General features: G+C 70.8%; 20 protein-coding genes and 2 pseudogenes. 5 read left to right on the top strand and 17 right to left on the bottom strand.

Annotated features, from left to right (window positions below; genetic code table 11):
• Positions 1-60: 60 nt before the first annotated feature.
• Positions 61-552, top strand: a pseudogene (locus tag Scani_RS19250) (dihydrofolate reductase family protein); the annotation flags it as partial.
• Between the two features lie 300 nt (positions 553-852).
• On the opposite strand, the gene Scani_RS19245 reads toward Scani_RS19250, so the two are convergent.
• The gene (locus Scani_RS19245) at positions 853-1,599 is read right to left on the bottom strand and encodes an FG-GAP repeat domain-containing protein (protein ID WP_159477861.1); all 747 of its coding nucleotides are present in this window, start codon (positions 1,597-1,599) and stop codon (positions 853-855) included.
• A gap of 267 nt (positions 1,600-1,866) precedes the next feature.
• On the opposite strand from Scani_RS19245, the gene Scani_RS19240 reads away from it, so the two are divergent.
• A complete protein-coding gene (locus tag Scani_RS19240) occupies positions 1,867-2,466 on the top strand; it encodes a hypothetical protein (RefSeq protein ID WP_246296015.1) in 600 nt (199 codons plus the stop codon).
• Between the two features lie 345 nt (positions 2,467-2,811).
• Here the strand turns inward: Scani_RS19240 and Scani_RS19235 are convergent, their stop codons facing one another.
• The 7 genes from Scani_RS19235 to glyA all read right to left on the bottom strand — a co-directional run bounded on the left by Scani_RS19235 (position 2,812) and on the right by glyA (position 10,694).
• Positions 2,812-3,030: an EF-hand domain-containing protein gene (locus Scani_RS19235; protein WP_159477858.1), complete on the bottom strand. Its 219-nt coding sequence runs from the start codon at positions 3,028-3,030 to the stop codon at positions 2,812-2,814.
• A gap of 262 nt (positions 3,031-3,292) precedes the next feature.
• Complete coding sequence (purU, locus tag Scani_RS19230; protein WP_159477854.1) at positions 3,293-4,219, bottom strand: formyltetrahydrofolate deformylase; 927 nt, start codon at positions 4,217-4,219, stop codon at positions 3,293-3,295.
• Complete coding sequence (locus Scani_RS19225) at positions 4,219-4,848, bottom strand: sarcosine oxidase subunit gamma (protein ID WP_159477851.1); 630 nt, start codon at positions 4,846-4,848, stop codon at positions 4,219-4,221. The genes purU and Scani_RS19225 overlap by 1 nt, the downstream gene beginning before the upstream one ends.
• Positions 4,841-7,783, bottom strand: coding sequence for a sarcosine oxidase subunit alpha family protein (locus tag Scani_RS19220; RefSeq protein ID WP_159477848.1), 2,943 nt, complete (start codon positions 7,781-7,783; stop codon positions 4,841-4,843). The genes Scani_RS19225 and Scani_RS19220 overlap by 8 nt, the downstream gene beginning before the upstream one ends.
• On the bottom strand, positions 7,780-8,106 hold the full coding sequence (locus Scani_RS19215) for a sarcosine oxidase subunit delta (RefSeq protein WP_159477845.1): 327 nt from the start codon (positions 8,104-8,106) through the stop codon (positions 7,780-7,782). The genes Scani_RS19220 and Scani_RS19215 overlap by 4 nt, the downstream gene beginning before the upstream one ends.
• 57 nt (positions 8,107-8,163) lie before the next feature.
• Positions 8,164-9,384, bottom strand: a complete 1,221-nt coding sequence (locus tag Scani_RS19210) for a sarcosine oxidase subunit beta family protein (RefSeq protein WP_159477842.1) — start codon at positions 9,382-9,384, stop codon at positions 8,164-8,166.
• A complete protein-coding gene (glyA, locus tag Scani_RS19205; RefSeq protein WP_159477839.1) occupies positions 9,381-10,694 on the bottom strand; it encodes a serine hydroxymethyltransferase in 1,314 nt (437 codons plus the stop codon). Before glyA ends, Scani_RS19210 begins: the two co-directional genes overlap by 4 nt.
• Before the next feature lie 94 nt (positions 10,695-10,788).
• On the opposite strand from glyA, the gene Scani_RS19200 reads away from it, so the two are divergent.
• Positions 10,789-11,454 carry a GntR family transcriptional regulator gene (locus Scani_RS19200; RefSeq protein WP_159477836.1) on the top strand — a complete coding sequence of 222 codons (666 nt, stop codon included), beginning with the start codon at positions 10,789-10,791 and terminating at the stop codon, positions 11,452-11,454.
• A 58-nt stretch (positions 11,455-11,512) separates the two neighbouring features.
• On the opposite strand, the gene Scani_RS19195 is transcribed toward Scani_RS19200, so the two are convergent.
• The 8 genes from Scani_RS19195 to Scani_RS19165 all read right to left on the bottom strand — a co-directional run bounded on the left by Scani_RS19195 (position 11,513) and on the right by Scani_RS19165 (position 19,093).
• Positions 11,513-11,752 (bottom strand): hypothetical protein, encoded by a 240-nt coding sequence (locus Scani_RS19195; RefSeq protein WP_159477833.1) that lies wholly within the window; start codon positions 11,750-11,752, stop codon positions 11,513-11,515.
• A gap of 43 nt (positions 11,753-11,795) precedes the next feature.
• Positions 11,796-12,935 carry an inorganic phosphate transporter gene (locus Scani_RS19190; protein ID WP_159477830.1) on the bottom strand — a complete coding sequence of 380 codons (1,140 nt, stop codon included), beginning with the start codon at positions 12,933-12,935 and terminating at the stop codon, positions 11,796-11,798.
• Between the two features lie 232 nt (positions 12,936-13,167).
• Positions 13,168-13,518, bottom strand: coding sequence for a UBP-type zinc finger domain-containing protein (locus Scani_RS19185; protein WP_159477827.1), 351 nt, complete (start codon positions 13,516-13,518; stop codon positions 13,168-13,170).
• Entirely contained in the window at positions 13,515-14,972 is a 1,458-nt protein-coding gene (locus Scani_RS19180) for an ATP-binding protein (protein WP_159477824.1), read from the bottom strand. The genes Scani_RS19185 and Scani_RS19180 overlap by 4 nt, the downstream gene beginning before the upstream one ends.
• Positions 14,969-16,645 (bottom strand): NAD(P)/FAD-dependent oxidoreductase, encoded by a 1,677-nt coding sequence (locus Scani_RS19175; RefSeq protein WP_159477821.1) that lies wholly within the window; start codon positions 16,643-16,645, stop codon positions 14,969-14,971. The genes Scani_RS19180 and Scani_RS19175 overlap by 4 nt, the downstream gene beginning before the upstream one ends.
• 295 nt (positions 16,646-16,940) lie before the next feature.
• Positions 16,941-17,069 carry an LPFR motif small protein gene (locus Scani_RS41790; protein ID WP_281391960.1) on the bottom strand — a complete coding sequence of 43 codons (129 nt, stop codon included), beginning with the start codon at positions 17,067-17,069 and terminating at the stop codon, positions 16,941-16,943.
• A 218-nt stretch (positions 17,070-17,287) separates the two neighbouring features.
• Complete coding sequence (locus Scani_RS19170) at positions 17,288-17,992, bottom strand: GNAT family N-acetyltransferase (RefSeq protein ID WP_159477818.1); 705 nt, start codon at positions 17,990-17,992, stop codon at positions 17,288-17,290.
• A gap of 375 nt (positions 17,993-18,367) precedes the next feature.
• Entirely contained in the window at positions 18,368-19,093 is a 726-nt protein-coding gene (locus tag Scani_RS19165; protein WP_159477815.1) for an SDR family oxidoreductase, read from the bottom strand.
• Between the two features lie 103 nt (positions 19,094-19,196).
• Between Scani_RS19165 and Scani_RS19160 the strand changes: the two genes are divergently transcribed.
• Both Scani_RS19160 and Scani_RS41075 read left to right on the top strand, forming a co-directional pair.
• Positions 19,197-20,045 (top strand): LysR family transcriptional regulator, encoded by an 849-nt coding sequence (locus tag Scani_RS19160; protein ID WP_159477812.1) that lies wholly within the window; start codon positions 19,197-19,199, stop codon positions 20,043-20,045.
• A gap of 36 nt (positions 20,046-20,081) precedes the next feature.
• Positions 20,082-20,329: pseudogene (locus tag Scani_RS41075) on the top strand (ankyrin repeat domain-containing protein); the annotation flags it as partial.
• A gap of 39 nt (positions 20,330-20,368) precedes the next feature.
• Here the strand turns inward: Scani_RS41075 and rocD are convergent.
• On the bottom strand, positions 20,369-21,616 hold the full coding sequence (gene rocD, locus Scani_RS19150) for an ornithine--oxo-acid transaminase (RefSeq protein WP_159477809.1): 1,248 nt from the start codon (positions 21,614-21,616) through the stop codon (positions 20,369-20,371).
• Positions 21,617-21,656 lie beyond the last annotated feature (40 nt).

The raw sequence follows: 21,656 nt of genomic DNA, 5'->3' as shown, positions 1-21,656 counted from the left end.
GAGATCACTGAGCCCGGGAGATCACTGAGCCCGGCTACATCAAGATCCCGCATCACCGGTGCCGGCTGGACGTTCAAGGGCATCGAGTTCCTCCCCGAGGCGTTTGACATCAAGGGCCGGGAGCAGAAGGAAGCCACGGCGATGCTGATGGGCCGGACCAGCTACGAGGCGTTCAGCCCGGTGTGGCCGGACATGGAGGACTTCGCCGGCTCCAAGGCGATGCCGAAGTACGTCGTCTCCACCACCCTCACCGAGGACGACCTGGTGACACATTGGGGCGAGACGACGATCCTGCGCTCGCTCGACGAAGTCGCCGCCCTGAAGGAGACGGCGGGCGGCCCGATCATCGTCCACGGCAGCGCCGCCCTGAACCAGAGCCTCTCGGACGCCGGTCTGATCGACCGCTACCACCTGCTGGTGTTCCCGCTCCTGCTCGGCGCGGGCAAGCGCTTGTTCAGCGCCACGGACAAGGACACCCAGAAGCTGAAGCTGGTCGAGCACGAGGCATACGCCAACGGCCTGCAGAAGAACGTGTTCGACGTCGTCCGCTGACACGGCGCCCGCACTCGCCCGGCCATCGCGTCATCGGACCCGGCACCGGTCAAAAGGTCCTGCTGAGTGGGCGTCGGGTGAGCGGACGCCAGGTGAGTGGACGTCGGGTCATCGTGCGGACCAGTGGAAGTTGCCCGCGATGTGGAGCCCGGCCGGATAGGGGCGGTTCTTGCGGATCTTGGGGGAAGCCACGGGGCGGACCGGGGGCCGAGGGCGGCGCCTGCACCACCCGCATGTTCAGGCTTGCTCCGGTTCCGGGCGCCGACGGTGTCCCGGAGGACCGTCGGCGCCCGAGTGGGGTCAGGAGCAGGGCTTGTAGAAGTGCTTCCAGCCGTCGCCGGGCATGGACGGCGGCTGCGAGGTGGATCCGAACGCGCCGTACTTGACCTGCAGTTCGTAGTCGTACTTCCCCGGACCGCTGCCCGGCTTCGTCAGGCGCACGTCCCGGTCCAGCTGCCCGTCACCGCGGTTGTTGAGGATCGCAAGGTCGGGGTACGCGTCGTCGCCGTAGTTGGCGATGCGAAGCTGCTGCGCCTCGCCCAGGTCGCCGATGTCGGAGTGCCGGGACTTGGCGGAGGACAGGTTCGCCCGCTTGAGCGGACCGGGGCGGTACTCCGCGACGCGCGCCGTCGAGGGGTCGTCCCCGTCGGCCGGCGTGACGAGGTTGACGACCATGTCCAGGGTGCCGTCGCGCTGGAAGTCGGCGACCGCGGCCGTCGCGACCTCCCCCTTCTTCGCGCCGAGGAGGGCACTGACGGCGTGCTTGGTGCCGAACGAGCCGTTCGCGGCTCCCCACTGAATCGTCATTCTGGTGCCGGTGAGGCCGGGGTTGCTGATCTTGTCCGGGTGGCCGTCGCCGTCGAGGTCGCCGACCAGCGTCGTGGCATCGGCCAGGCACGGGGCCTTGGCCGCGGCGGTCTTGCCTGCATGTGCCGCGCCGCCCGGGGCCGGCGCGGCGGCCGCGCCGGCCTGGAAACCGGCAAGGGTCAGGGGCAGGGCGACGGCCGCGACCGGCACGGCGATCAGGCGTAAGCGCTTGTGCAGCATCGTGAACTCCTCATGTCGTTGCTGTGAGGTGAGATGGCGCCAGCGCCCCGCACGTTGATGTCCGGATCGCTGTATTATGCAACCGTGACGTGCGGAACGGGAGAGCGGGAGGAGACCCCGGCTGCGCCCTCCACCGTCGAAGGCACCTCGGTCTCGCGCCTCGCATGCGTGAAGGTTCGCGTTGAGCGGTCGTCAAAGGGACGTTGATCGCCGGTCCCTAGTATTTATGGCGCATCGATCACCGATCAACGGCGAGGTGGAGTACGCATGTTGTTCCGCACGCGAGGCTGGGGCAGGATTTCGTCCTTATGCGCCGGGATCAACACGCCCCGGCGGCGGGCCGCGGTCATGGCCGGGGTGCTCTCGAGTGTGTCCGTGGTGGCGCTGGGGACGGCGTCCGCGGCGTCGCAGGGCTCGGGGGAGTCGACGACGGCCGCGGTGCAGGCGGCTCCGAAAACCGACTCGGTGCGTAGGCACTGGCAGCCGCCGACGGCACGGCACGGGCGCCCAGGGGACCCTGGAACGGAGCGGGGGAAGCTCAACACCGGCATCCTGATCAGCGATGTGTCGCCGGGGCAGTTCAGGGGCTGGTGGTACCAGTCCCACGTCAAGGGGGTCAGCGTCACGTGGATGACGCCCTCGGGGCGGGATCCGTACGACGGTTGGGACTGGATCGAGATCCAGGACGGCAACGGCAAGCGCGTCACGTGGGACTGGGCCTGTGGCAACGCCCACTGCGGCCCGCACGGCTCGACCCTGATCGGCGTGAACCTGAAGAAGGGCGCGGAGTACAAGGCCCTCTACTGGAGCGACGGGGGCCGGGGCACCGAGGGTCGGCTGCGGGCCGAGTTCGATTTCTCGGCCTGATACGGGAGGCCGGGCCGGGAAGAGAGACCGTGGTGGTCCGGTGCCGGCCATCTGATCGGGAGCCCTGACGCCGACGCCGTGCAGTCGATCAGCCTCGGGCGGTTCGTCGAGCGCGAGTTCGTCACCGCTGTCACTGCGCGAAAGCCGTTCGGTCGGCAGGCACTCCACCGGCGGACAGGCAGCGCACAGCCCCCGGGGTCATGAAGGTCATGACGCTCCGGGGGCTGCGCGCACTGGTGTGTCCGGCCGGCTCAACCACCCTCCCCGGCTACTGGACAGCCCGGGGAGGATGACGGGAAGGAGCCGCACTGCCTGCGGCACGCTCACGTGCCGGACCCGGCAGAGTCAGCCCTTCATGGCCGCCCAGAACTCCTCGAAGGACATCTGGCGGTCGCCGTCGGTGTCGAGCGAGTCGATCAGCTCCTGGGCCTGCGACTCGGTGATCTCCGAGCCCTCCAGCTCCGCCACGACCTTCCGGTATTCGTCCGCGGTGACCAGGCCGTCCCCATCGATGTCGTAGCGCTCGAAGACCTTCCGCGCCGCCGTCTCCATGATGTCTGCCATGTGCTCCGCCCTTGTGTGATCTTTGCTGACGGACCCAGGCTATCCATCCGCCCGGAGCGACGTGGCCCTGCCCACCCTGCCCGGCTGTGGCGAGGCGAGATCGTTCCCGGGCCCCTGGCTCCGCCCCGGCCGAGGGCACCGCAGTGGCAACCCGGCCGAAGCCATACGCCGTCGCCTCAGGCAGGCCGTGGCGGAGCCGGGCGCGCGCCCGTGCCGGCACCGTCGCGTACCCGCGTGCTCCGAGGGAGGCGGCGTCCGACCGTCAGCGCAGGACCACCGTGCGTCTGCCCTGGACGAACACCCGGCCCTCGCAGTGCCACCGGACCGCTCGGGCCAGGGCTGCCGACTCCGCGTCGCGGCCGATGGCGGCCAGGTCGTCGGGGGTGTGGCTGTGGTCGACGCCGATGACCTCCTGGGCGATGATCGGGCCTTCGTCGAGGTCGGCGGTGACGTAGTGGGCCGTCGCGCCGACGAGTTTGACGCCGCGGTCGTGTGCCTGGTGGTAGGGCTTGGCGCCCTTGAAGCTCGGCAGGAACGAATGGTGGATGTTGATCGCCTGGCCGGCCAGCCGGTTGCACAGGTCGTCGGAGAGCACCTGCATGTAGCGGGCCAGCACGACCAGGTCGACGTCGAACGAGTCGATGATCTCCAGGAGTCGGGCTTCCGCCTCGGGTTTGGTCGTGGCGGTGACCGGCAGGTGGAAGAACGGGATGCCGTGCCAGGCGACGAGTTCCTCGTGGTCGGGGTGGTTGGAGACCACTGCGACCACGTCGATGGGCAGGTCGCCGCTGCGGGTACGGAAGAGCAGGTCGTTGAGGCAGTGGCCGTAGCGGGACACCATCACCAGCACCCGTCGCCGGGTACTCACCGGTTCGAGGTGCCACCGCATGGCGAAGGGAGCGGCCACCGCGGCGAAGTCCCGCCGCAGGGTCTCCGTGGTGTTCTCGCCGCCGAGGGCGGCGAAGTGCACCCGCATGAAGAAGTGGCCGTCACGGCGGTCGCCGAACTGCTGGTTGTCGATGATGTCGCTGCCGTGCTCGACCAGGAACCGCGAGACGGCATGGACGATGCCGGGCGCCTCGGGGCAGTCGAGGGTGAGTATGCGGTCGACCGGCGCCGTGGCAGGGTCGGCCGGCGAGGGGGCGGGAGATGTGGCGGAAGCCGGGACGCCGCATGCGCCGAGTGCCATCAGGGGACCTCCGGGCCGCGGTACTCGCGCATCGCGTCGACGAGCCAGCGCGCCAGGTAGTCGGCGAACGAGGACCGCGGGAACAGGCGGTACGTCGGGGCGCCGGCGACCTGCCAGAGCAGGACCGCGACCGGGCCGACCGTGGTCGACACCGCCTGGCCGGGCCCGAAGGCCCGGGGGTGCAGGTCCAGCGGGCAGCCCTTCTCCAGCACCTGCCGGGCGGCCGGGCCGCTCAGCTCCAGCGTGGTGCGGTTCGCCGAGACGTCCACCACTGAGCCCGGGTCTCCTCCGAGCGCCTCCCGCAACTCGGCGGCCACGGCGGTCGCGTCGGCCTGGGAGATCACGAGCCACTCGTCGGGGCCCAGCCAGACGGCCGTATGGGGGCCGGCTGCTGTGGTGTGTCCGCACTGGCGCGGGAGCGGGGCCCCCAGGGTCTTCGCGATGCGGGCGGCCGCTTCGGAAGCGGGGTCGACACGCACATTCACCATGGTGAGGAACGGCCACTCGGTCAGCGTGACGCCGCGCGCGCCCGGGACGGCGGCGGCGCGCATCCGCTCCGTCAGATGTGCCAGGGGGCTTCTGCGCAGTGCTACCGGACCCGCGCCTGCGTCGGTCGTCGGCTCAGCCATCTCGCTTGGTCCCTTCGGGGTCGTAGAGGACGGGTTCGGTGACCTGGACGGGTACGAGGGCGTCGCCGACGGGGGCGAGGAGCGTGTCGCCGACGCGGTCCCGGCCGGCGGTGACCAGGGCGAGGGCGAACGGGCGGCCCAGCGCCTGGCTGTGATAACTGGAGGTGACGTGACCGAGCATCGGCACCGGCCCGGCTTCGGGGGTGAGGGGCACGTCCGGCGCGACGAGCTGGGTGCCTTCGGGCAGCCGGGTCGTGCGGTCGCCGGGCAGCAGGCCGACCAGGTGCTTGCGGTCAGGGCGGGAGGTGTCGGCGCGGGAGTAGGACCGCTTTCCGATGAAGTCCTTCTGCTTCGAGACCACCCAGGACATGCCCGCGTCCTGCGGGGTGACGGTGCCGTCGGTGTCCTGGCCGACGATGAGGTAACCCTTCTCGGCCCGCAGTACGTGCATGGTCTCGGTGCCGTACGGGGTGATGTCGTACGGGCGGCCGATCGCGTCCACCTCCTCCCAGACCGCCAGGCCGTACCACGCGGAGACATTGATTTCGTAGGCGAGTTCGCCGGAGAAGGAGATCCGGCAGATGCGGGCCGGGACACCGGAGGCCAGGGTGGTCTCGCGGAAGGCCATGAAGGGGAACGCCTCGGCGGACAGATCGACGTCGGGCGCGAGTTGGGCGACGACCTCGCGGGAGCGGGGGCCGACGACGGCGATCGTCGACCACTGCTCGGTCACCGAGGTGCAGTGGACGTCGAGTTCGGGCCACTCGGTCTGCAGCCACTCCTCCAGCCAGTCCAGGACCCCGGCGGCGCCGCCGGTGGTGGTGGTCATGAAGTAGCGGTTCTCGTCGAGGCGCAGGGTCACGCCGTCGTCGAAGATCATGCCGTCGGGCTTGCACATGACGCCGTAGCGGGCCATGCCGGGCTTGAGCTTCTTGAAGGCGTTGGTGTAGATGCGGTTGAGGAACTCGCCGGCGTCCGCGCCCCAGATCTCGATCTTGCCGAGGGTCGAGGCGTCCATGAACGCCACTCCCTCGCGTGCCGCGCGGCACTCACGGGCCACGGCCGTGTCCATGTCCTCACCGGCCAGGGGGTAGTACCGGGGGCGCTTCCACTGTCCGACGTCCTCGAACTCCGCCCCGTGCGCGAGGTGCCAGTCGTGGAGGGACGTGGTCCGCTCCGGATCGAACAGCTCGCCGCGCTCACGTCCGGCCAGGGCGGTGAACGCCACCGGCGTGTACGGCGCCCGGTAGGCCGTGGTGCCGATGTCTCCGGGGGAGGCGCCCGCGCCGAGGGCCTCGGCGATCACCCCGATCGCGTTGACACCGGACGTCTTGCCCTGGTCATTGGCCGTGCCGAGCGAGGTGTAGCGCTTCACGTGCTCGACACCGCGCATACCGGCGCCGGTGGACCGCCGGACGTCGGCGACGGTGACGTCGCGCTGCAGGTCGACGAAGTGGGTGTCCCATGTACCGGGGTCGCCGTCGCCACTGCCGTCGGAGCCGCTGTCGGAGCGGTCGTCGGGGGCGGGCACCAGCCACAGTGCGCGCACCGGGCCCGCTCCGTCCCCGGGCCGCGCTTCGCCGGACTGCGGTGCGGGCACGGGCACCGGGAACCCGGCGTCCGTCGCGGCCCGCGCACCGGCCAGCGCCCCTTCGGCCAGACAGCAGTCGAGGTCGTACGTCCCACGGCCCGCGCCGACGACGTGCTGGTGGCGAACGCTGCCGTCGGGGACGAAGGCGACCAGGTTCTCGTCCCAGCGCAGCCGCCCCTGGCGCTGGCTGTGCAGGTGCACGACCGGGCTCCAGCCGCCCGAGACGGCGAGCAGGTCGCAGTCGAGCGACTCCGGGTCACCGGTGAGCCGACCACGGTCGTCGAGGGCCTGGACGGTGACGCCGGCGAGCCGGCCGGCGCCCGCGGTGTCGACCACCGCACTGCCCGTCAGCACCCGCACCCCGGTCGCCTCGGCGACCTCGGCGGCCCGGTGGGACAATACGGGCCGCGCGTCCACGACGGCGGCGATGTCGATCCCGGCGTGGTGGAGATCGGCGACCGTGTCATAGGCGCTGTCGTTGGTCGTGCCCACCACGGCCCGCGAGCCCGGAGCCACGCCGTATCGGTTGAGGTACGCGCGCACGGCCGCGGCGAGCATCACCCCGGGCCGGTCGTTGCCGGCGAAGACCAGCGGACGCTCGTGCGCGCCGGTCGCCAGGACCACCTGGCGGGCGCGGATGTGCCACAGCCGCTGGCGCGAGATGCCTTCGGACGGCGCGGGGGCGTCGGCTCCGAGGTGGTCGGTGCGCCGCTGCAGGGCCAGCACGTAGTTGTCGTCGTACGAACCGAACGCCGTGGTGCGCCTCAGGACGGTGGCCTCGGGAGCGGCGTCGAGCGCCGCGCGGATGTCGGCGACCCATGCGAGGGCGGGCTGCGCGCCGACCGTCTCGGTGCGTCCGGAGAGCAGAGAACCGCCGGGCTCGGGCTGGTCGTCGACGAGGATCACGCGGGCGCCGGAGTCGGCGGCAGCGGCGGCGGCCGCGAGCCCGGCCGGTCCGGCGCCGACGACCAGGACGTCGGTGTGGACGTACTTCTTGTCGTAGACGGCGGAGTCGGGGGCCGGGTCGAGCCGGCCCATCCCGGACAAGGTCGTCGCGGACAGCCCGTCGGACAGCTCCACAACGGTGGCCGGCAGCATTCCTTCCGAGCACGGGCCGGCGATCTGCAGCAGCGCGTTGGGCTCCTCGACACCGGCGGCGACGATGCCGCGCGGGCGGCCGCGGTAGAGGGACGGCGCGACCTCGGTGATGCCGTTGGCGAGCATCGCGGAGGCGACGGTGTCACCGGGGTGGCCGGTCAGCTCGCGGCCGTCGACGGTGAAGCGCAGGGTGGTGGTGCGGTCGACGCGGCCGGCGTGCGGCAGCCGGTGGGTCTGGTCGGTCATCGGTTCCCTCCGGCCGTTTCCGCGGTCTGGTGGGGAGCGTGCGGGGCGGGCAGCTCGGGGCGGGGTTCGTCGAGCCGGTAGACGGCGAGAACGTCGTAACTGACGGTGTCGCGCAGGACGTTGAACCAACGGCGGCAGCCGAGTCCGTGCATCCACCGCTCGGCGAAGTGGCCCTTGGGGTTGTCGCGGTAGAAGACGTACTCGGCCCATTGCCGGTCGTCGAGGTCCGCCGGGGTCTCGGGGTACGGCACGTGGGCCTGTCCTCCGTAGTGGTATTCGGTCTCGTCACGCGGACCGCACCATGGGCAGGTGATGAGCAGCACGGTGTCCTTCTCTCAGCAGGCTCTCGACGGGCTCTGATCGGGCTCTCGGCGGGGCTGTCAGTGCGCCACGGCCGCGGCGCCGTGTTCGTCGACCAGGGCGCCCGTGGTGAAGCGTTCGAGGGCGAAGGGGGCGTTGAGCGGATGCGGTTCGCCGGTGGCGATGGTGTGGGCGAAGGTCAGGCCGGCGGCCGGGGTGGCCTTGAAACCGCCGGTGCCCCAGCCGCAGTTGACGTAGAGGTTCTCGATCGGCGTGGTGCCGATGATGGGGGACGCGTCGGGCGTGACGTCGACGATGCCGCCCCAGGTGCGCAGCACGTGGGCGCGCGCGAAGACCGGGAAGAGCTCGACGGCGGCCGCCATCTGGTGCTCGATCACATGAAAGGAGCCACGCTGTCCGTACCCGTTGTACGCGTCGACGCCCGCGCCCATCACCAGCTCGCCCTTGTGTGCCTGGGAGACGTAGACGTGCACGTGGTTGGACATCACCACGGTGGGGTGCACCGGCTCGTGCAGTTCGGAGACCAGCGCCTGGAGGGGGTGGGACTGCACCGGCAGCCGGAAGCCCGCCCGCTGGGCCAGCACACTGCTGTGCCCGGCGGCGGCGAGGCCGACCCGCCCGGCGAGAATGCGGCCGCGGCTGGTCTCGACGCCGACGACCCGGTCACCGTCCTTGAGGAAGCCGGTGACCTCGCACCCCTGGATCAGGTCGACGCCCATCTCGTCGGCCCGGCGGGCGAGCGCCCAGGCGACGTGGTCGTGCTTGGCGATGCCGGCCCGCGGCTGGTAGGTGCCGCCGAGGACCGGGTACCGGGTGTCGGCCGAGACGTTGAGGATCGGGCAGACCTCGGCGACCTCGTCCGGTGCGAGCCATTCGGCGTCGACGCCGTTGAGGCGGTTGGCGTTGACCCGGCGCACGCCCTCGCGGACGTCCTGCAGGGTGTGCGCGAGGTTGAGCACGCCGCGCTGGCTGAACAGGAAGTCGTAGTCCAGCTCTTCCGGCAGCTGCTCCCACAGCTTGAGCGCGCGCTCGTACATCGCGGCGCTCTCGTCCCACAGGTAGTTGGAGCGGATGATCGTGGTGTTGCGCGCCATGTTGCCGCCGGCCAGCCAGCCCTTCTCCAGGACGGCGACATTGGTGATGCCGTGGTGCTTGGCGAGGTAGTAGGCGGTGGCCAGGCCGTGACCGCCACCGCCGATGATGACGACGTCGTACGAGGAGCGCGGCTCGGGGTTGCGCCAGAGCCAGTCGGGGTGTTCGGGGAGAGGCGTGGTGGTCATCCGGCGCATCCGTTCCGGTCGGCGTAGAGGGGGAACTTCTCGGCCAGCGCGGTGACACGGCCGCGCAGCACGGTGGCGCGCTCGTCGGTGAGTTCGTCCTTGAGGGCGAGCGCGATGATGTCGGCGACCTCGCGGAACTCCCCGGCCCCGAAGCCCCGGGTGGCCAGGGCCGGGGTGCCGATCCGCAGCCCCGAGGAGACCATCGGCGGGCGCGGGTCGAACGGCACCGCGTTGCGGTTGACGGTGATGCCGATGCGGTGCAGGCGGTCCTCGGCCTGCTGTCCGTCGAGAGCGGAGTTCCGCAGGTCGACGAGGACCAGGTGGACTTCGGTGCCGCCGGTCAGCACCGTGATCCCGGCCTCGGCCACATCGTCGGCCAGCAGCCGTCCGGCGAGGATCCGGGCGCCGTCGAGGGTGCGCTGCTGGCGCTCCTGGAATTCCTCGCCCGCCGCCACCTTGAAGGACACCGCTTTCGCCGCGATGACGTGCTCCAGCGGACCGCCCTGCTGGCCCGGGAAGACCGCAGAGTTGATCTTCTTGGCCAGGCCGGCGCGGCTGAGGATCACACCGCCGCGCGGGCCGCCGAGGGTCTTGTGCGTGGTGGTCGTCACGACGTCGGCGTACGGCACCGGGTTGGGGTGGAGGCCCGCGGCCACCAGGCCGGCGAAGTGCGCCATGTCCACCATCAGATACGCCCCCACCTCGTCGGCGATCCGCCGGAACGCGGCGAAGTCCAGCCGGCGGGGGTGGGCAGACCAGCCGGCGACGATCATCTTGGGCCGGTGCGCGAGGGCGAGCCGCTCGACCTCGTCCATGTCGATGCGCAGATCGGACTCGCGCACGTGGTACGGCACGACGTGGTACAGCCGGCCGGAGTAGTTGAGGCGCATGCCGTGGGTCAGGTGACCGCCGTGCGCCAGGTCGAGGCCGAGGACCGTGTCACCGGGCTCGAGCAAAGCGAACATCGCGGCCGCGTTGGCCTGGGCGCCCGAGTGCGGCTGCACGTTCGCGGCCTCGGCGCCGAACAGTTCCTTCACCCGGTCGACGGCCAACTGCTCGATGACGTCGACGTGCTCGCAGCCGCCGTAGTAGCGGCGGCCCGGGTAGCCCTCGGCGTACTTGTTGGTCAGTACCGAGCCCTGGGCCTCCATGACGGCGGCCGGGGCGAAGTTCTCCGAGGCGATCATCTCGAGGGTCGACTGCTGACGGTGAAGCTCCGCGTCCACCGCGGAGGCGACATCCGGGTCGATCGCGCTCAGCGGGAGGGAGAGGGGAGAGGCGACCGCGGTGATCGACGGGTTCGTTGCCATCGGCGCACCCTTCTGAGAGCCAACTAATGAGCAACTGATATATCAGACTGTGCGGTAAGGTATGGGAGCTTGCCGAACAAGTCAAGGGGGCCTGATGCAGCACGTGGCGACCGAGCCCAGAGGCGAGGAACTCTCCCTCGCCGAGCGCGCCTACCGCGCCATCCGCGACCGGCTCGTCATGCTCGAAATCCGCCCGGGCGCGCCGATCAACGAGGACCAGCTGGCACAGTCCCTCGATGTCGGACGGACGCCGGTGCGCGAGGCGCTCAAGCGGCTCCAGTACGAGCGGCTGATCACGACCTTCCCCCGGCGCGGCACCTTCGCCACCGAGGTCAACATCACCGACCTGGCCCATATCTCCGAGGTGCGCCAGGAGCTGGAGCCGTTGGCCGCCGCCCAGGCCGCACGGCGCGCCACGGCCGCGGACCGCGCGAACCTGGCGGCCGTACGGCGCGAGCTGGAGAGCGTGGATGCCCGTCAGCGCGACGCCGACGCACTCATGCGCCTGGACCTCCAGGTCCACCGCGCCATCTACGCCGCCACACACAACCCGTACCTGGAGGACACCCTCGTCCGCCACGACAACCTGGCCACCCGCATCTGGTGCCTGTTCGTGGAGCGCATGTCCGATATGGCCGGCCATGTCGAAGAGCACGGACCGTTGATCGAGGCGATCGTCGCGGGCGACCCCGCGAAGGCGGCCCGGCTCGCCCGCCAGCACGTCGAGGGCTTCGAGCGGGCCATCCGCGAAGCCATCTGAGGCAGGACGCGCCGCCGCGCGGCGGGGAGTCGCGTACGGCGATGGGTCGGGGCCGGGGTCAGCCGGGAACGATCAGGTCGATGCCGTACGCCGCGACCGCGAGGCAGGAGGCGAAGCACAGCACAGCCGTGGTCGTCGCCACCTTGTGGTGCCGGCCCTCGGACGCCTCGGCGGCGGGCTCCCCGTGGCCGGCGCGGGCCCATGCGGCCAGGCCGAGCGAGAACATCACGACCACCACCACCGTGACCCCGAGGCTGACGCCGAAGACCCCGGCGAGAGTGCCCCAGTCGATGTCCATTCCCTCTCCCCTTCTGAACGGCGGCCCGGCCGAGCGGCCCGGCTCAGGCGACCGGCTTGACGGTGGGCTCCGGCGCGGGCGCCGGCACCTCGTTGACGTTCTCCGGGTTCACCGGGCGGCGGCGCGACAGGACGTAGAAAGCCGCCGCGGCGGCCATGGCGACGCCCGCCACCAGGGCCACCCCCAGGTCGCCCTGGTCGGCCACCCACGCGGCCACGCCTCCCACGCCGGCCGCGGCCGGCAGCGTCAGCAGCCAGGACACCGCGATCCGCCCGGCGACTCCCCAGCGCACGTGGGCCAGCCGGCGGCCCAGTCCCGCGCCGAGGATGCTGCCGGTGCACACCTGGGTGGTCGACAGCGCGAGCCCCATGTGCGAGGAGGCGAGGATCACCGCGGTGGCGCTGGTCTCGGCGGCGAAGCCCTGAGGGGACTGGATATCGGTGAGCCCCTTTCCCATGGTCCGGATGATCCGCCAGCCGCCCGTGTAGGTGCCCAGGGAGATCGCCAGGCCCGCGCTCAGCACCACCCACCAGGGTGGACCCGCACCATGGCTGAGCACCCCGCCCGAGATGAGCGCGAGCGTGATGACGCCCATCGTCTTCTGCGCATCGTTGGTGCCGTGGGCCAGTGCCACCAGGGACGCCGACCCGATCTGGCCCGCGCGAAAGCCCTTCCCGACGGCGCGACGCGAGGTTCTCCGGGTGATCACATAGGCGAGGTAGGTGGCCAGCAGCGCCACCATGCACGCCACCAATGGCGAGGCCACCGCCGGGATCACGATCTTCTCGATGATCGCGCCGAAGCGCACCGCGGATCCCCCGGCGCCCACCCACACCGCGCCGATCAGCCCGCCGAACAGCGCGTGGGAGGAACTGGACGGAAGCCCGAGGAGCCAGGTGACCAGATTCCACAGGATCGCACCGATCAGCCCGGCGAAGATCATCACCAGGGAGACCTCGCTGTCGAGCACGATGCCGCCCGAGATCGTCTTGGCCACTTCCGTGGAGAGGAAGGCTCCGGCCAGATTGAGCAGACCCGCGACGGCGACGGCGACCCGGGGGCTCAGCGCCCCGGTGGCGATGGAGGTGGCCATCGAGTTGGCGGTGTCGTGAAATCCGTTGGTGAAATCGAAGGCCAGCGCCGTGAGGATCACGGCCACGAGCAGGAAGGAGACAGAATCCATCCCGGACCTCCACGTCGAGGGCGATCCGGCCGCGCGGGCCCACCGGACGATGAGTGCGAACCGCCTTCCCCTCCACGCTAAGTGCCGCTCCAGATTGCCGCCAACGCGACCATGTGGGCCGCCAGGTGACGGCGGCCGGCCCAGGCGGGCGCCGTGCCGGACACGGCGACGGGACGTTGCGCGGGAACGTCCCGAGGGTCCTCGTGGTCCGCTGTTCGACGCGGCGGTCCGCCTACCCCAGACGGTCGGCCCAGTCCTCCGGGACTCGTCCCGCGGGGCCGGGGGTGGGCTGATCGGCCGGGTGGCTCTCCGGGGGAGCCAGCGGCGGGCCCGAGGCGTACATCTCCGAGCTCTCGTAGTCGTAGAACCAGGTTTCGCCCGGTTCGAAGCTGCGGATCACCGGGTGCCCGGTGGCCCGCGCGTGGGCCGTCCCGTGCTTGGCGGGCGAGTCGTCGCAACAGCCGATGTGGCCGCACTGTGCGCAGCGTCGCAGGTGGAACCACCAGCCCCCGTCGGCTTCGCACTCGGTGCATCCGGGTCCGCTGGGTGGGACCGAGGGGTCGATTCCGTTCGGGGAACTCATGACGGCTCCTGTGGGGGAGTGGGGGCGGCGGAGGCCAGTGGCAGACGTACTTGGAAGCGGGTGTCGCCGGGGACGGAGCGGAACCGCAGGTCCCCGTTGTGCTTGTTGGCGACGATCCGCCAGGAGATGTCCAGGCCGAGACCTGTCCCCTCACCCACCGGTTTGGTGGTGAAGAACGGGTCGAAGACGCGGTCGCGGATCTCCTCGGGGACTCCGGGACCGGTGTCGCGGAACTCGACGAGCAGATGGTCCCCGTCGCGCGCGGTGCGGATGGTCAACGTGCCGTCGGCGCCGGTGCTGTTCATCGCCGAGACGGCGTTGTCGATCAGGTTCGTCCATACCTGGTTGAGCTCGCCGGGGTAGGCCGGGATCTTCGGCAGGCTGCGGTCGTAGTCCTTGACGACGGTGAGGTGCGGGCCGATCTTCGCGGAGACCATCAGCAGGGTGCTGTCCAGCAGTTCATGCACGTCCGCGACCTGGTGGGGCGCTCGGTCGAGTTGCGAGTACTGCTTGGCCGCGGTGACGAGGGCCGAGACGCGGTGGGTCGAGTCCTCGATCTCGTTCATCAACAGCTCGGTCTCGACGGTGTAGTTGAGCCACCGCACGGCACCTTCGAGGGTGTCGCTGTCCACCGCCGCGGCGACCTGGTCCAGCCACTCGGTGTCCAGGCCGGCCTGGACGAAGGTCGGCGCGAGCTGCCAGCCGTCGCCGATGCCGTGGTCGTCCAGCCAGTCGGAGAGCACGTCCTCCCGGTCCGAGGCCTCCAGCGGGCTCAGGTCGGTGGCCTTGGCGACGCGCTCGGCCGTGCGCTCCTGGACGTCGACGAGCGTCTGCAGGCTGTCGCGCCGGTACGAGCCCGCCGCGAGGATGCCGAGCTTGTGGCGCATTCCGGCGACACGCTCGCGGAGCGCGGACGTGGCGCGCACGGCCGCGGCGGCGGGATTGTTCAGCTCATGGGTCAGCCCGGCGGACAGCGATCCGAGAGCGAGCAGCCGTTCTCGCTGGCCGACGGCCTCCTGGGTGCTCTTGGCACCGAAGAAGAGGCCTTCCAGCAGGTGCACGGCCATGGGAAACCACTCCCGCATGACCGCGGCGAACGTCTCCGCGGGCAGCACGAAGAAGCGTGTGGGCTCGATGACGCGCAGGGAGCTGTTGTACACCTGGCGCAGGCGGTCACCCAGGTAGGCCTGGAAGGCTCCCGCGTACACCCCGCGGCTGGAGCTCCGGTTGATCTCCACGTCGTAGTCCCCGATCCGGCGGGAGAGTACGAGCGTCCCTTCGAGCAGCACATAGAAGCACGTGGCCGCGTCGCCCTCCCCGTACACGGGCCCGGGTTCGAACTCCTCCACACGGCCTTCGCGGCAGAGCCGGGCGATCTGTTCGGGGGCCAGCTTCTCGAACAGGAACAGCGAGCCCAGTTCCTCCTGACTGCACGGCATCGGCCGGCCGTTCATGACTGCTCCAGGTATCGGTGGACGAGCATGACCGCCATGGCTCCCTCTCCCACCGCGGAGGCGACGCGCTTGGCGGACTCGGCGCGGGCGTCTCCCGCCACGAACACGCCGGGGACGTTGGTCTCCAGGTGGTACGGCGGCCGGTTCAACTCCCAGTCGTCCGGCGGGCGCCCGTCCGCGGTCAGATCGGGCCCGGTCAGGATGAACCCGCGGGAGTCCCGGAGCACCGTGCCCTCCAGCCAGTCGGTCAGCGGGGCCGCCCCGATGAAGACGAACATCCACTGGGCGTCGACGAGTTCGGTGTCGCCGGTCGTCGTGTCGCGCAGGGTGAGCTGTTCCAGTTGATGCGAGCCGTGTGCGGCGTCGACGACGGTGTGCGTACGCACCGAGATCGTGGGCGTCTCGTCGACCTGCTGGACGAGGTAGTGCGACATCGAGGTGGACAAGGACGATCTGCGCACCAGCACGGTCACCGACTTGGCGCTCCGGGCCAGGTAGATCGCGGCCTGACCGGCGGAGTTCGCGCCGCCGACGATGTACACGTCGTGCCCTTGGCATGCGGCCGCTTCGGTCAGGGCCGAGCCGTAGAACACTCCGCAGCCGGTCAGCTCGGGCACGTGCGGCGCATCCAGTTGCCGGTACGACACGCCGGTCGCGAGGATCACGGAGTGCGCGGCCACAGCGGAGCCGTCCGAGAACCGCACGACGCGCGACGCGCCATTGACCTCCAGCCCGGTGACTTCGCGCGTGGTCAGTATCTCGGCGCCGAACTTCGTCGCCTGCCGCCGGGCCCGGTCGGTGAGCTGTGCCCCGGACACCCCGTCGGGAAAGCCGAGATAGTTCTCGATGCGCGAACTCTGGCCCGCCTGGCCTCCGGTCGCGGAGCGTTCCACGAGGACGGTCCGCAGGCCCTCGGAGGCCCCGTACACCGCCGCACCCAGACCGGCCGGTCCGCCGCCGATGACGACGAGGTCGTAGAAGTCCGTCGCCGGAATCGTCGCGAGGCCGACCCGGGCGGCGAGTTCCCGGTCCTCGGGCTCGATGAGGGCCGTGCCGTCCGGAGTGATCACAAGCGGGAGCCGCAGGCCCTCCTCGCCCGCGGCGCACAGCAGCCGCCGGCCCTCCGGACCGTCGGACGAGTACCAGCGGTACGGCACCTGGTTGCGGGCCAGGAACTCCCGTACGGCCGACGAACGCGCCGACCAGCGGTGCCCGACGACCTTGGTGACGGCCACCGGCCGGTGGTCGGTGGCCCGCCAGGCCTGCAGCAGATCGTCGAGGACGGGGTAGAGCTTCTCCTCGGGCGGTTCCCAGGGCTTGAGGAGGTAGTGGTCGAGGTCGACGACATTGATCGCGTCGATGGCCGCGTCGGTGTCCGCGTACGCGGTCAGCAGCACCCGCCGGGCATCGGGGTAGATGTCGAGAGCCTGCTCGAGGAACTCGATGCCGTTCATCTCCGGCATCCGGTAGTCGGCCACGATCACCGCGACGGGGCCGCCGCGCAGCTTCAGCTCGCGCAAGGCGGCAAGGGCGGACTCACCGGACTCCGCGCGCACGATGCGGTGCGAGGCACCGTAGCGTCGCCGCAGATCGCGGGCGACAGCTCGCGAGACGCCCGGGTCGTCGTCCACGGTCAGGATGACGGTCCGCGCCGGACTGGTGGCCTGATCCATAGGCATCCCGTCCCGGGGTCGCTCGCCCTTCCGCACCGACTGCACGAGCCTGTCCGGCACGTCGGTGCGTGATACCCATCGTATGGGTGTTTATCGCGGTTTTCTACGCAAGATCAGGGGGAGGTCTCCCCGCCGACGGCTCCCTGGATGCGTATCACCTTCTCCACGGCCCTGCTCATTCTGACGAAGGAACCGCGCTGGGCCGGTGGGCGTCGTTCGAGACCGATCTGCGGCAACGCATACGCGCTGGCAAGCCCGCTGCTCTCACGGGCCTACCAGCCGTATCCGGGGGTGGTCAGTGATGGCCGCGCGCGGTGTCCGAGGCGCCACCGAACAGCCGGGCAACAGCCCGGAAGGGCAGGGTGACGACAGTGGCGATTGCCCCACCGATGGCTCGGATGACATCTGCGATCGCCTTCAACACGGGCGAACCTCCGTCCTGGTTTCCCGGCACGGGGCCGGGAGCGGTGCCGCTGTACGGCCGTTCATCCACCGAGTGCCCCCTCCGTGCCCACAAAAACAGCAGCATGATGGCGCGTACCAGCGCTGTTTCGCATGCCCGCGGAATCGAGGATACTCGGGCACGACATCATGCGCATGGCTCCAACCTCCGGCCCCGGCCGCCCTCGCGGCCTGCCACCGTCACGGGGTCCGGAACCCGCGAAAGGTCACCCGCTTGCGGGCCACGAAGCCGAGCCGCTCATAGAGGGCGATCGCGCCGCTGTTCGCCTCGGCCACGTGCAGGAAGGGCCGCTCCTCACGAGCCACGATGCGCGCGACGAGCGCACCGACCAGATGAGCGGCGAAACCTCGCCCGCGGGCTGCAGGGTCGGTGCAGACGGTGCTGATCTCGGTCCAGCCCGGAGGCCGAAGCCGTTCGCCGGCCATGGCCACCAGTGCTCCGTCGTCACGGATGCCGAGATAGACACCGAGCTCATGGGTGCGGGGCCGGAACGGCCCCGGCCGAGTCCGCTCGACGAGATCGAGCATCTCGGGCACGCTGTCCGCGCCCAGTTCCACCACATTGATGTCGGGCTCAGCAGGAGGCTGACCGGCTCGGCTGCTGTCAGACCAGATCATCTGGCGCCCTTCGAGGGTGAAGACCGGCTCCCAGTCCGACGGCGGTGTCGCCGGACAGCTGAACAGGTCGGCGAACTCGCCCCTGCCGAGCAGCCGGGCGAGGTCGGCCCACTCCGCCGCACCCGCATCGGCAGGTACCGCAGAGAAGGTCGCGACTCCCGGCAGGTAGGTGACGGCCCGGCCCAGCCGGCGGGCGAGATGCGCGTGGGGGCCGCTGAGCGATGCGCCCACCGGGTCGTCGAGCGCCACGACATCACGGTCCATCATCTTGCTGTGCCTCTCGTGCCATGCGCGGGCAGTTGTCCAGGACGATGACCCGACGACCTATCGCCGACGACCCATCACCGACGATCCATGTGGGACACGGCGCGCCGGGCAGTAGCACACGGCCTGGCCACGGCTGACTTGCGGCCGCAGTCTAGTTGGGGGCAAGTAGAGCCTCCCCCCGGCGATCCGCTCGGCAGCCCCACCACCTGCGTCACCCGCCGCCCATCGAGCCGGCCATGGGCCGGGAGGGCCGGGTCACGCCGGAACTCCCGGACCAGGCGTGTGCCGCTGCCCCGAGCACCTCACCGAAGCCACCGGAACGGCCCTCCAGGCGCACCGCAACGGCCCTCCGGGCACACCCGCATGACGTTCAGGTCACCACGGCACCTCTCCCTCGTCGTCGAAGAAGCTTCCACTCGGGCCGTCGTCGGGCAGGGTCGCGAGTCGGATCGCGATCGCCGCGCCCTGTTCCGGGGTGCGGACGCCGCGAAAGCCGTTGAGGTCGGTCGCGCAGTAGCCGGGGCAGGCGGCGTTGATCAGGATGTTCGTGTCGCAGAGCTCCTTGGCGTACTGGACGGTGAGGGCGTTGAGGAACGTCTTCGACGGTGCGTAGGCGACGGAGATCGGACCGGTTTCGGTGCCGGGAGTGGTCTGTCGGGTGAGTGAGCCGACGACGCTGGACATGTTCACGATCCGTGGTGACGACGAGCGGCGCAGCAACGGCAGCATCGCGTTGGTCACGCGGATGACGCCGATGACGTTGGTCTCCACGGCCGCCCGCACCGTCGTCACGTCGGCCGTGGTGGGCAGCTGCGGCGCACTGCCGGTGATCCCGGCGTTGTTGACGAGCACGTCGAGACGTCCGGCGCGGTCCTCGATCAGCCCCGCGGCGTCGGCCACGCTCGCGTCGTCGGTCACGTCGAGGGGTACGCCGAACGCGTCGACGCCGGCCGCCCGCAGCTTCGCCACGGCGGTCTCGCGCCGCTCCTGGTCCCGGGCGCCGACCCCGACCCGCCAGCCGAAGGTGCCCAGACCGGCCGCGATCTCGTACCCGATGCCCTTGTTCGCGCCGGTCACCAGCGCGATTGTCTGTTCGTTCATACGGCTGATCCTGTCGGGGCAGGGCGGGAGCAGGCCAACACCGATTGGGTGGGCAGCGATACCGCACGGGTATCGAGCCAGGTGAGCGCAGTACCATGGCGGTGTGGAGACAAGGGAGTTGCGGTACTTCGTCGCCGTCGCCGAGGAGCTGCACTTCGGGAGGGCCGCGCAGCGGCTCGGGATCGCGCAGCCCCCGCTGTCGCGGGCGATCCACCAGCTCGAACGGCGCCTCGGAGCGGTGCTGCTGGAACGCACCAGCCGCGCGGTCACGCTGACGGAGGCCGGTGCGGTGCTCCTGCGGGAGGCCCGGGCGGCGCTCGATGCGATCGAGGCCGCCGAACGTCGCACCCGCCGCGCCGCACTCGCCGCGACCGGCCAGGCCGGCGTGGTCCTTGCCACGAAGGCCGGCGCGTCCAGCGAACTCCTGGCGAAACTGCTCGACGCCTACGCCGCCGAACCCGATGCGGTCACCGTCGATCTGCTCCTGTGCGGAATCGGCGAGCAGGAACGGATGCTGCGCGACGGCCGGGCCGACGTGGCTCTGCTGCACCTGCCGTTCGACGCCACTGCCGGCTTCGACACGGAAGAGCTCCGCACGGAGGGACAGGTGGTGGTTCTGCCGGCCGGGCATCCCCTCACCGGCCGGGCCCACGTACGGAGGGCCGAGGTCGCCGAGCTGTCCGACCTGCCGATGCCGCGCTGGCCCGGCCGCGACGGGACCTACCCGAACGGTCCCGGTCCGCAGGCCCGGGACCATACGCAGTTGTTCCAGCTGATCGCGCTCGGCCGCGCTTGCTGGATCGCGCCGGAGTCGTGCCGAGCCCAACTGCGCGAGGATCTCGCCGCCGTACCGGTGCTGGATGCGCCGACGGTCACCACGGTGATCGCATGGCCGCCCCACAGCCGGTCCCGAGCCGTCGCCGGGCTCGTCCGGGCCGCGACACGTATCTGAGCTCGTAGAGTGATCACGGGCGGGTCTTCTTGAAAGGCCGGGATTGCCCGGCTGCGCCTGGCGGCCGGGGCCTCCCCTGACGCCGAGAGCAGTGGACTCGGCTCGGACGGCACCCCGTTGTGCGCGGCGGCATGCTGGGGGCACACCGAGACAGTGCGCGAACTGTTGGCATACGGTGCCGATCCGAACCTTCGTGAAGATCAGGGCACCGGCCGATCCCCCTGGACCGGGCGCATGACGGCCCTCACCCTGCTCCCGCCGATCTGCTCACCACGGCGCGAGCAACGGCCCACCGTCAACGTCCAGGCCGTTGTGAGATGCCGTCAGCTACCCTCCTGCGTCAGGACGTCACTCAACTGATCGCACATCCAGTCGAGTTGATCGGCTTCGATGGTCAGTGGCGGGGCGAGCCGGATGGTGGAGCCGTGGGTGTCCTTGGCGAGCACGCCACGGTCCAGGAGGCGCAAACAGGCCTCGCGTCCGGTCATCAGTGCGGGGTCGAGGTCGATGCCGGCCCACAGGCCGCGGGACCTGACGGCGACGGCGCCGCGGCCTATCAGTCCGTCGAGCCGCCCGCGCAGTCGCTCGCCCAGTGCGGCCGCCCGGGCCTGGTATTCACCGCTGCGCAGCAGCTCGACCACGGCATGGCCGACGGCGGCGGCCAGTGGGTTGCCGCCGAAGGTGGAGCCGTGGCTGCCGGGCCGGATGACGTCGAGTACGTCATGGCGGGAGACCACGGCGGAGACGGGCACGATGCCTCCGCCGAGGGCCTTGCCCAGGACATGGACGTCGGGGGTCACGCCGTCGGCGTCGCAGGCGAAGGTGGTGCCGGTGCGGCCCAGGCCGGACTGGATCTCGTCCGCGATGAACAGCACGTTCTCGCGGGTGCAGACGTCCCGTACGGCCTTGAGGTAGCCCGGCGGGGGAATGAGAACGCCGGCCTCGCCCTGGATGGGTTCGAGGAGTACGGCCACGGTGTTCTCGTCGACCGCCGCCTCCAGCGCCGCGCTGTCGCCGTAGGGGACGGTGCGGAAGCCGGGCGTGAAGGGGCCGAAACCGTCCCGGGCGACAGGGTCGGAGGAGAAGCTGACGATCGTGGTGGTGCGCCCGTGGAAGTTGCCGTCGGCAACGATGACGGTGGCGCGGTCCGGGGCGACGCCCTTGCGTTCGTAACCCCATTTGCGGGCGACCTTGATCGCGGTCTCGACGGCCTCGGCGCCGGTGTTCATGGGCAGCACGAGGTCCATGCCGGCGAGTTCGGCGAGGTCTCGGCAGAACGGGCCGAGGCGGTCGTTGTGGAACGCCCGGCTGGTCAGCGTGAGGCGGGACAGCTGTTCCTGGGCCGCGGCCGTCAGCCGGGGGTGGGCGTGGCCGAAGTTGAGGGCCGAGTACCCGGCCAGGCAGTCCAGGTAGCGGCGGCCGTCGACGTCCGTGACCCAGGCACCCTCGCCGGAGGCCAGTACCACGGGCAGGGGCTGGTAGTTGTGGGCGGTGGCCGTCTCGGCCAGGGACACATGGTGCTGGGCCGCCGAGCCGGAGTGGGGCGTGCCGTGTGTGTCGGTGGTGGTCATGGTGCGGTCCTTGGGAAGCGAGGGATGCGGGGGCGCTGGG

It is taken from the genome of Streptomyces caniferus (genome assembly GCF_009811555.1).
Taxonomy (GTDB): domain Bacteria; phylum Actinomycetota; class Actinomycetes; order Streptomycetales; family Streptomycetaceae; genus Streptomyces; species Streptomyces caniferus.
This window is presented reverse-complemented; position numbering and strand designations above follow the sequence as displayed.

Bases quoted from the DNA above. Each gene is read 5' to 3' on its own strand.
- Scani_RS19245 (WP_159477861.1), bottom strand. From the start codon at position 1,599: ATGCTGCACAAGCGCTTACGCCTGATCGCCGTGCCGGTCGCGGCCGTC.
- Scani_RS19240 (WP_246296015.1), top strand. From the start codon at position 1,867: ATGTTGTTCCGCACGCGAGGCTGGGGCAGGATTTCGTCCTTATGCGCC.
- Scani_RS19235 (WP_159477858.1), bottom strand. From the start codon at position 3,030: ATGGCAGACATCATGGAGACGGCGGCGCGGAAGGTCTTCGAGCGCTAC.
- purU (WP_159477854.1), bottom strand. From the start codon at position 4,219: ATGGCACTCGGCGCATGCGGCGTCCCGGCTTCCGCCACATCTCCCGCC.
- Scani_RS19225 (WP_159477851.1), bottom strand. From the start codon at position 4,848: ATGGCTGAGCCGACGACCGACGCAGGCGCGGGTCCGGTAGCACTGCGC.
- Scani_RS19220 (WP_159477848.1), bottom strand. From the start codon at position 7,783: ATGACCGACCAGACCCACCGGCTGCCGCACGCCGGCCGCGTCGACCGC.
- Scani_RS19210 (WP_159477842.1), bottom strand. From the start codon at position 9,384: ATGACCACCACGCCTCTCCCCGAACACCCCGACTGGCTCTGGCGCAAC.
- glyA (WP_159477839.1), bottom strand. From the start codon at position 10,694: ATGGCAACGAACCCGTCGATCACCGCGGTCGCCTCTCCCCTCTCCCTC.
- Scani_RS19200 (WP_159477836.1), top strand. From the start codon at position 10,789: ATGCAGCACGTGGCGACCGAGCCCAGAGGCGAGGAACTCTCCCTCGCC.
- Scani_RS19195 (WP_159477833.1), bottom strand. From the start codon at position 11,752: ATGGACATCGACTGGGGCACTCTCGCCGGGGTCTTCGGCGTCAGCCTC.
- Scani_RS19190 (WP_159477830.1), bottom strand. From the start codon at position 12,935: ATGGATTCTGTCTCCTTCCTGCTCGTGGCCGTGATCCTCACGGCGCTG.
- Scani_RS19185 (WP_159477827.1), bottom strand. From the start codon at position 13,518: ATGAGTTCCCCGAACGGAATCGACCCCTCGGTCCCACCCAGCGGACCC.
- Scani_RS19180 (WP_159477824.1), bottom strand. From the start codon at position 14,972: ATGAACGGCCGGCCGATGCCGTGCAGTCAGGAGGAACTGGGCTCGCTG.
- Scani_RS19175 (WP_159477821.1), bottom strand. From the start codon at position 16,645: ATGGATCAGGCCACCAGTCCGGCGCGGACCGTCATCCTGACCGTGGAC.
- Scani_RS19170 (WP_159477818.1), bottom strand. From the start codon at position 17,992: ATGATGGACCGTGATGTCGTGGCGCTCGACGACCCGGTGGGCGCATCG.
- Scani_RS19165 (WP_159477815.1), bottom strand. From the start codon at position 19,093: ATGAACGAACAGACAATCGCGCTGGTGACCGGCGCGAACAAGGGCATC.
- rocD (WP_159477809.1), bottom strand. From the start codon at position 21,616: ATGACCACCACCGACACACACGGCACGCCCCACTCCGGCTCGGCGGCC.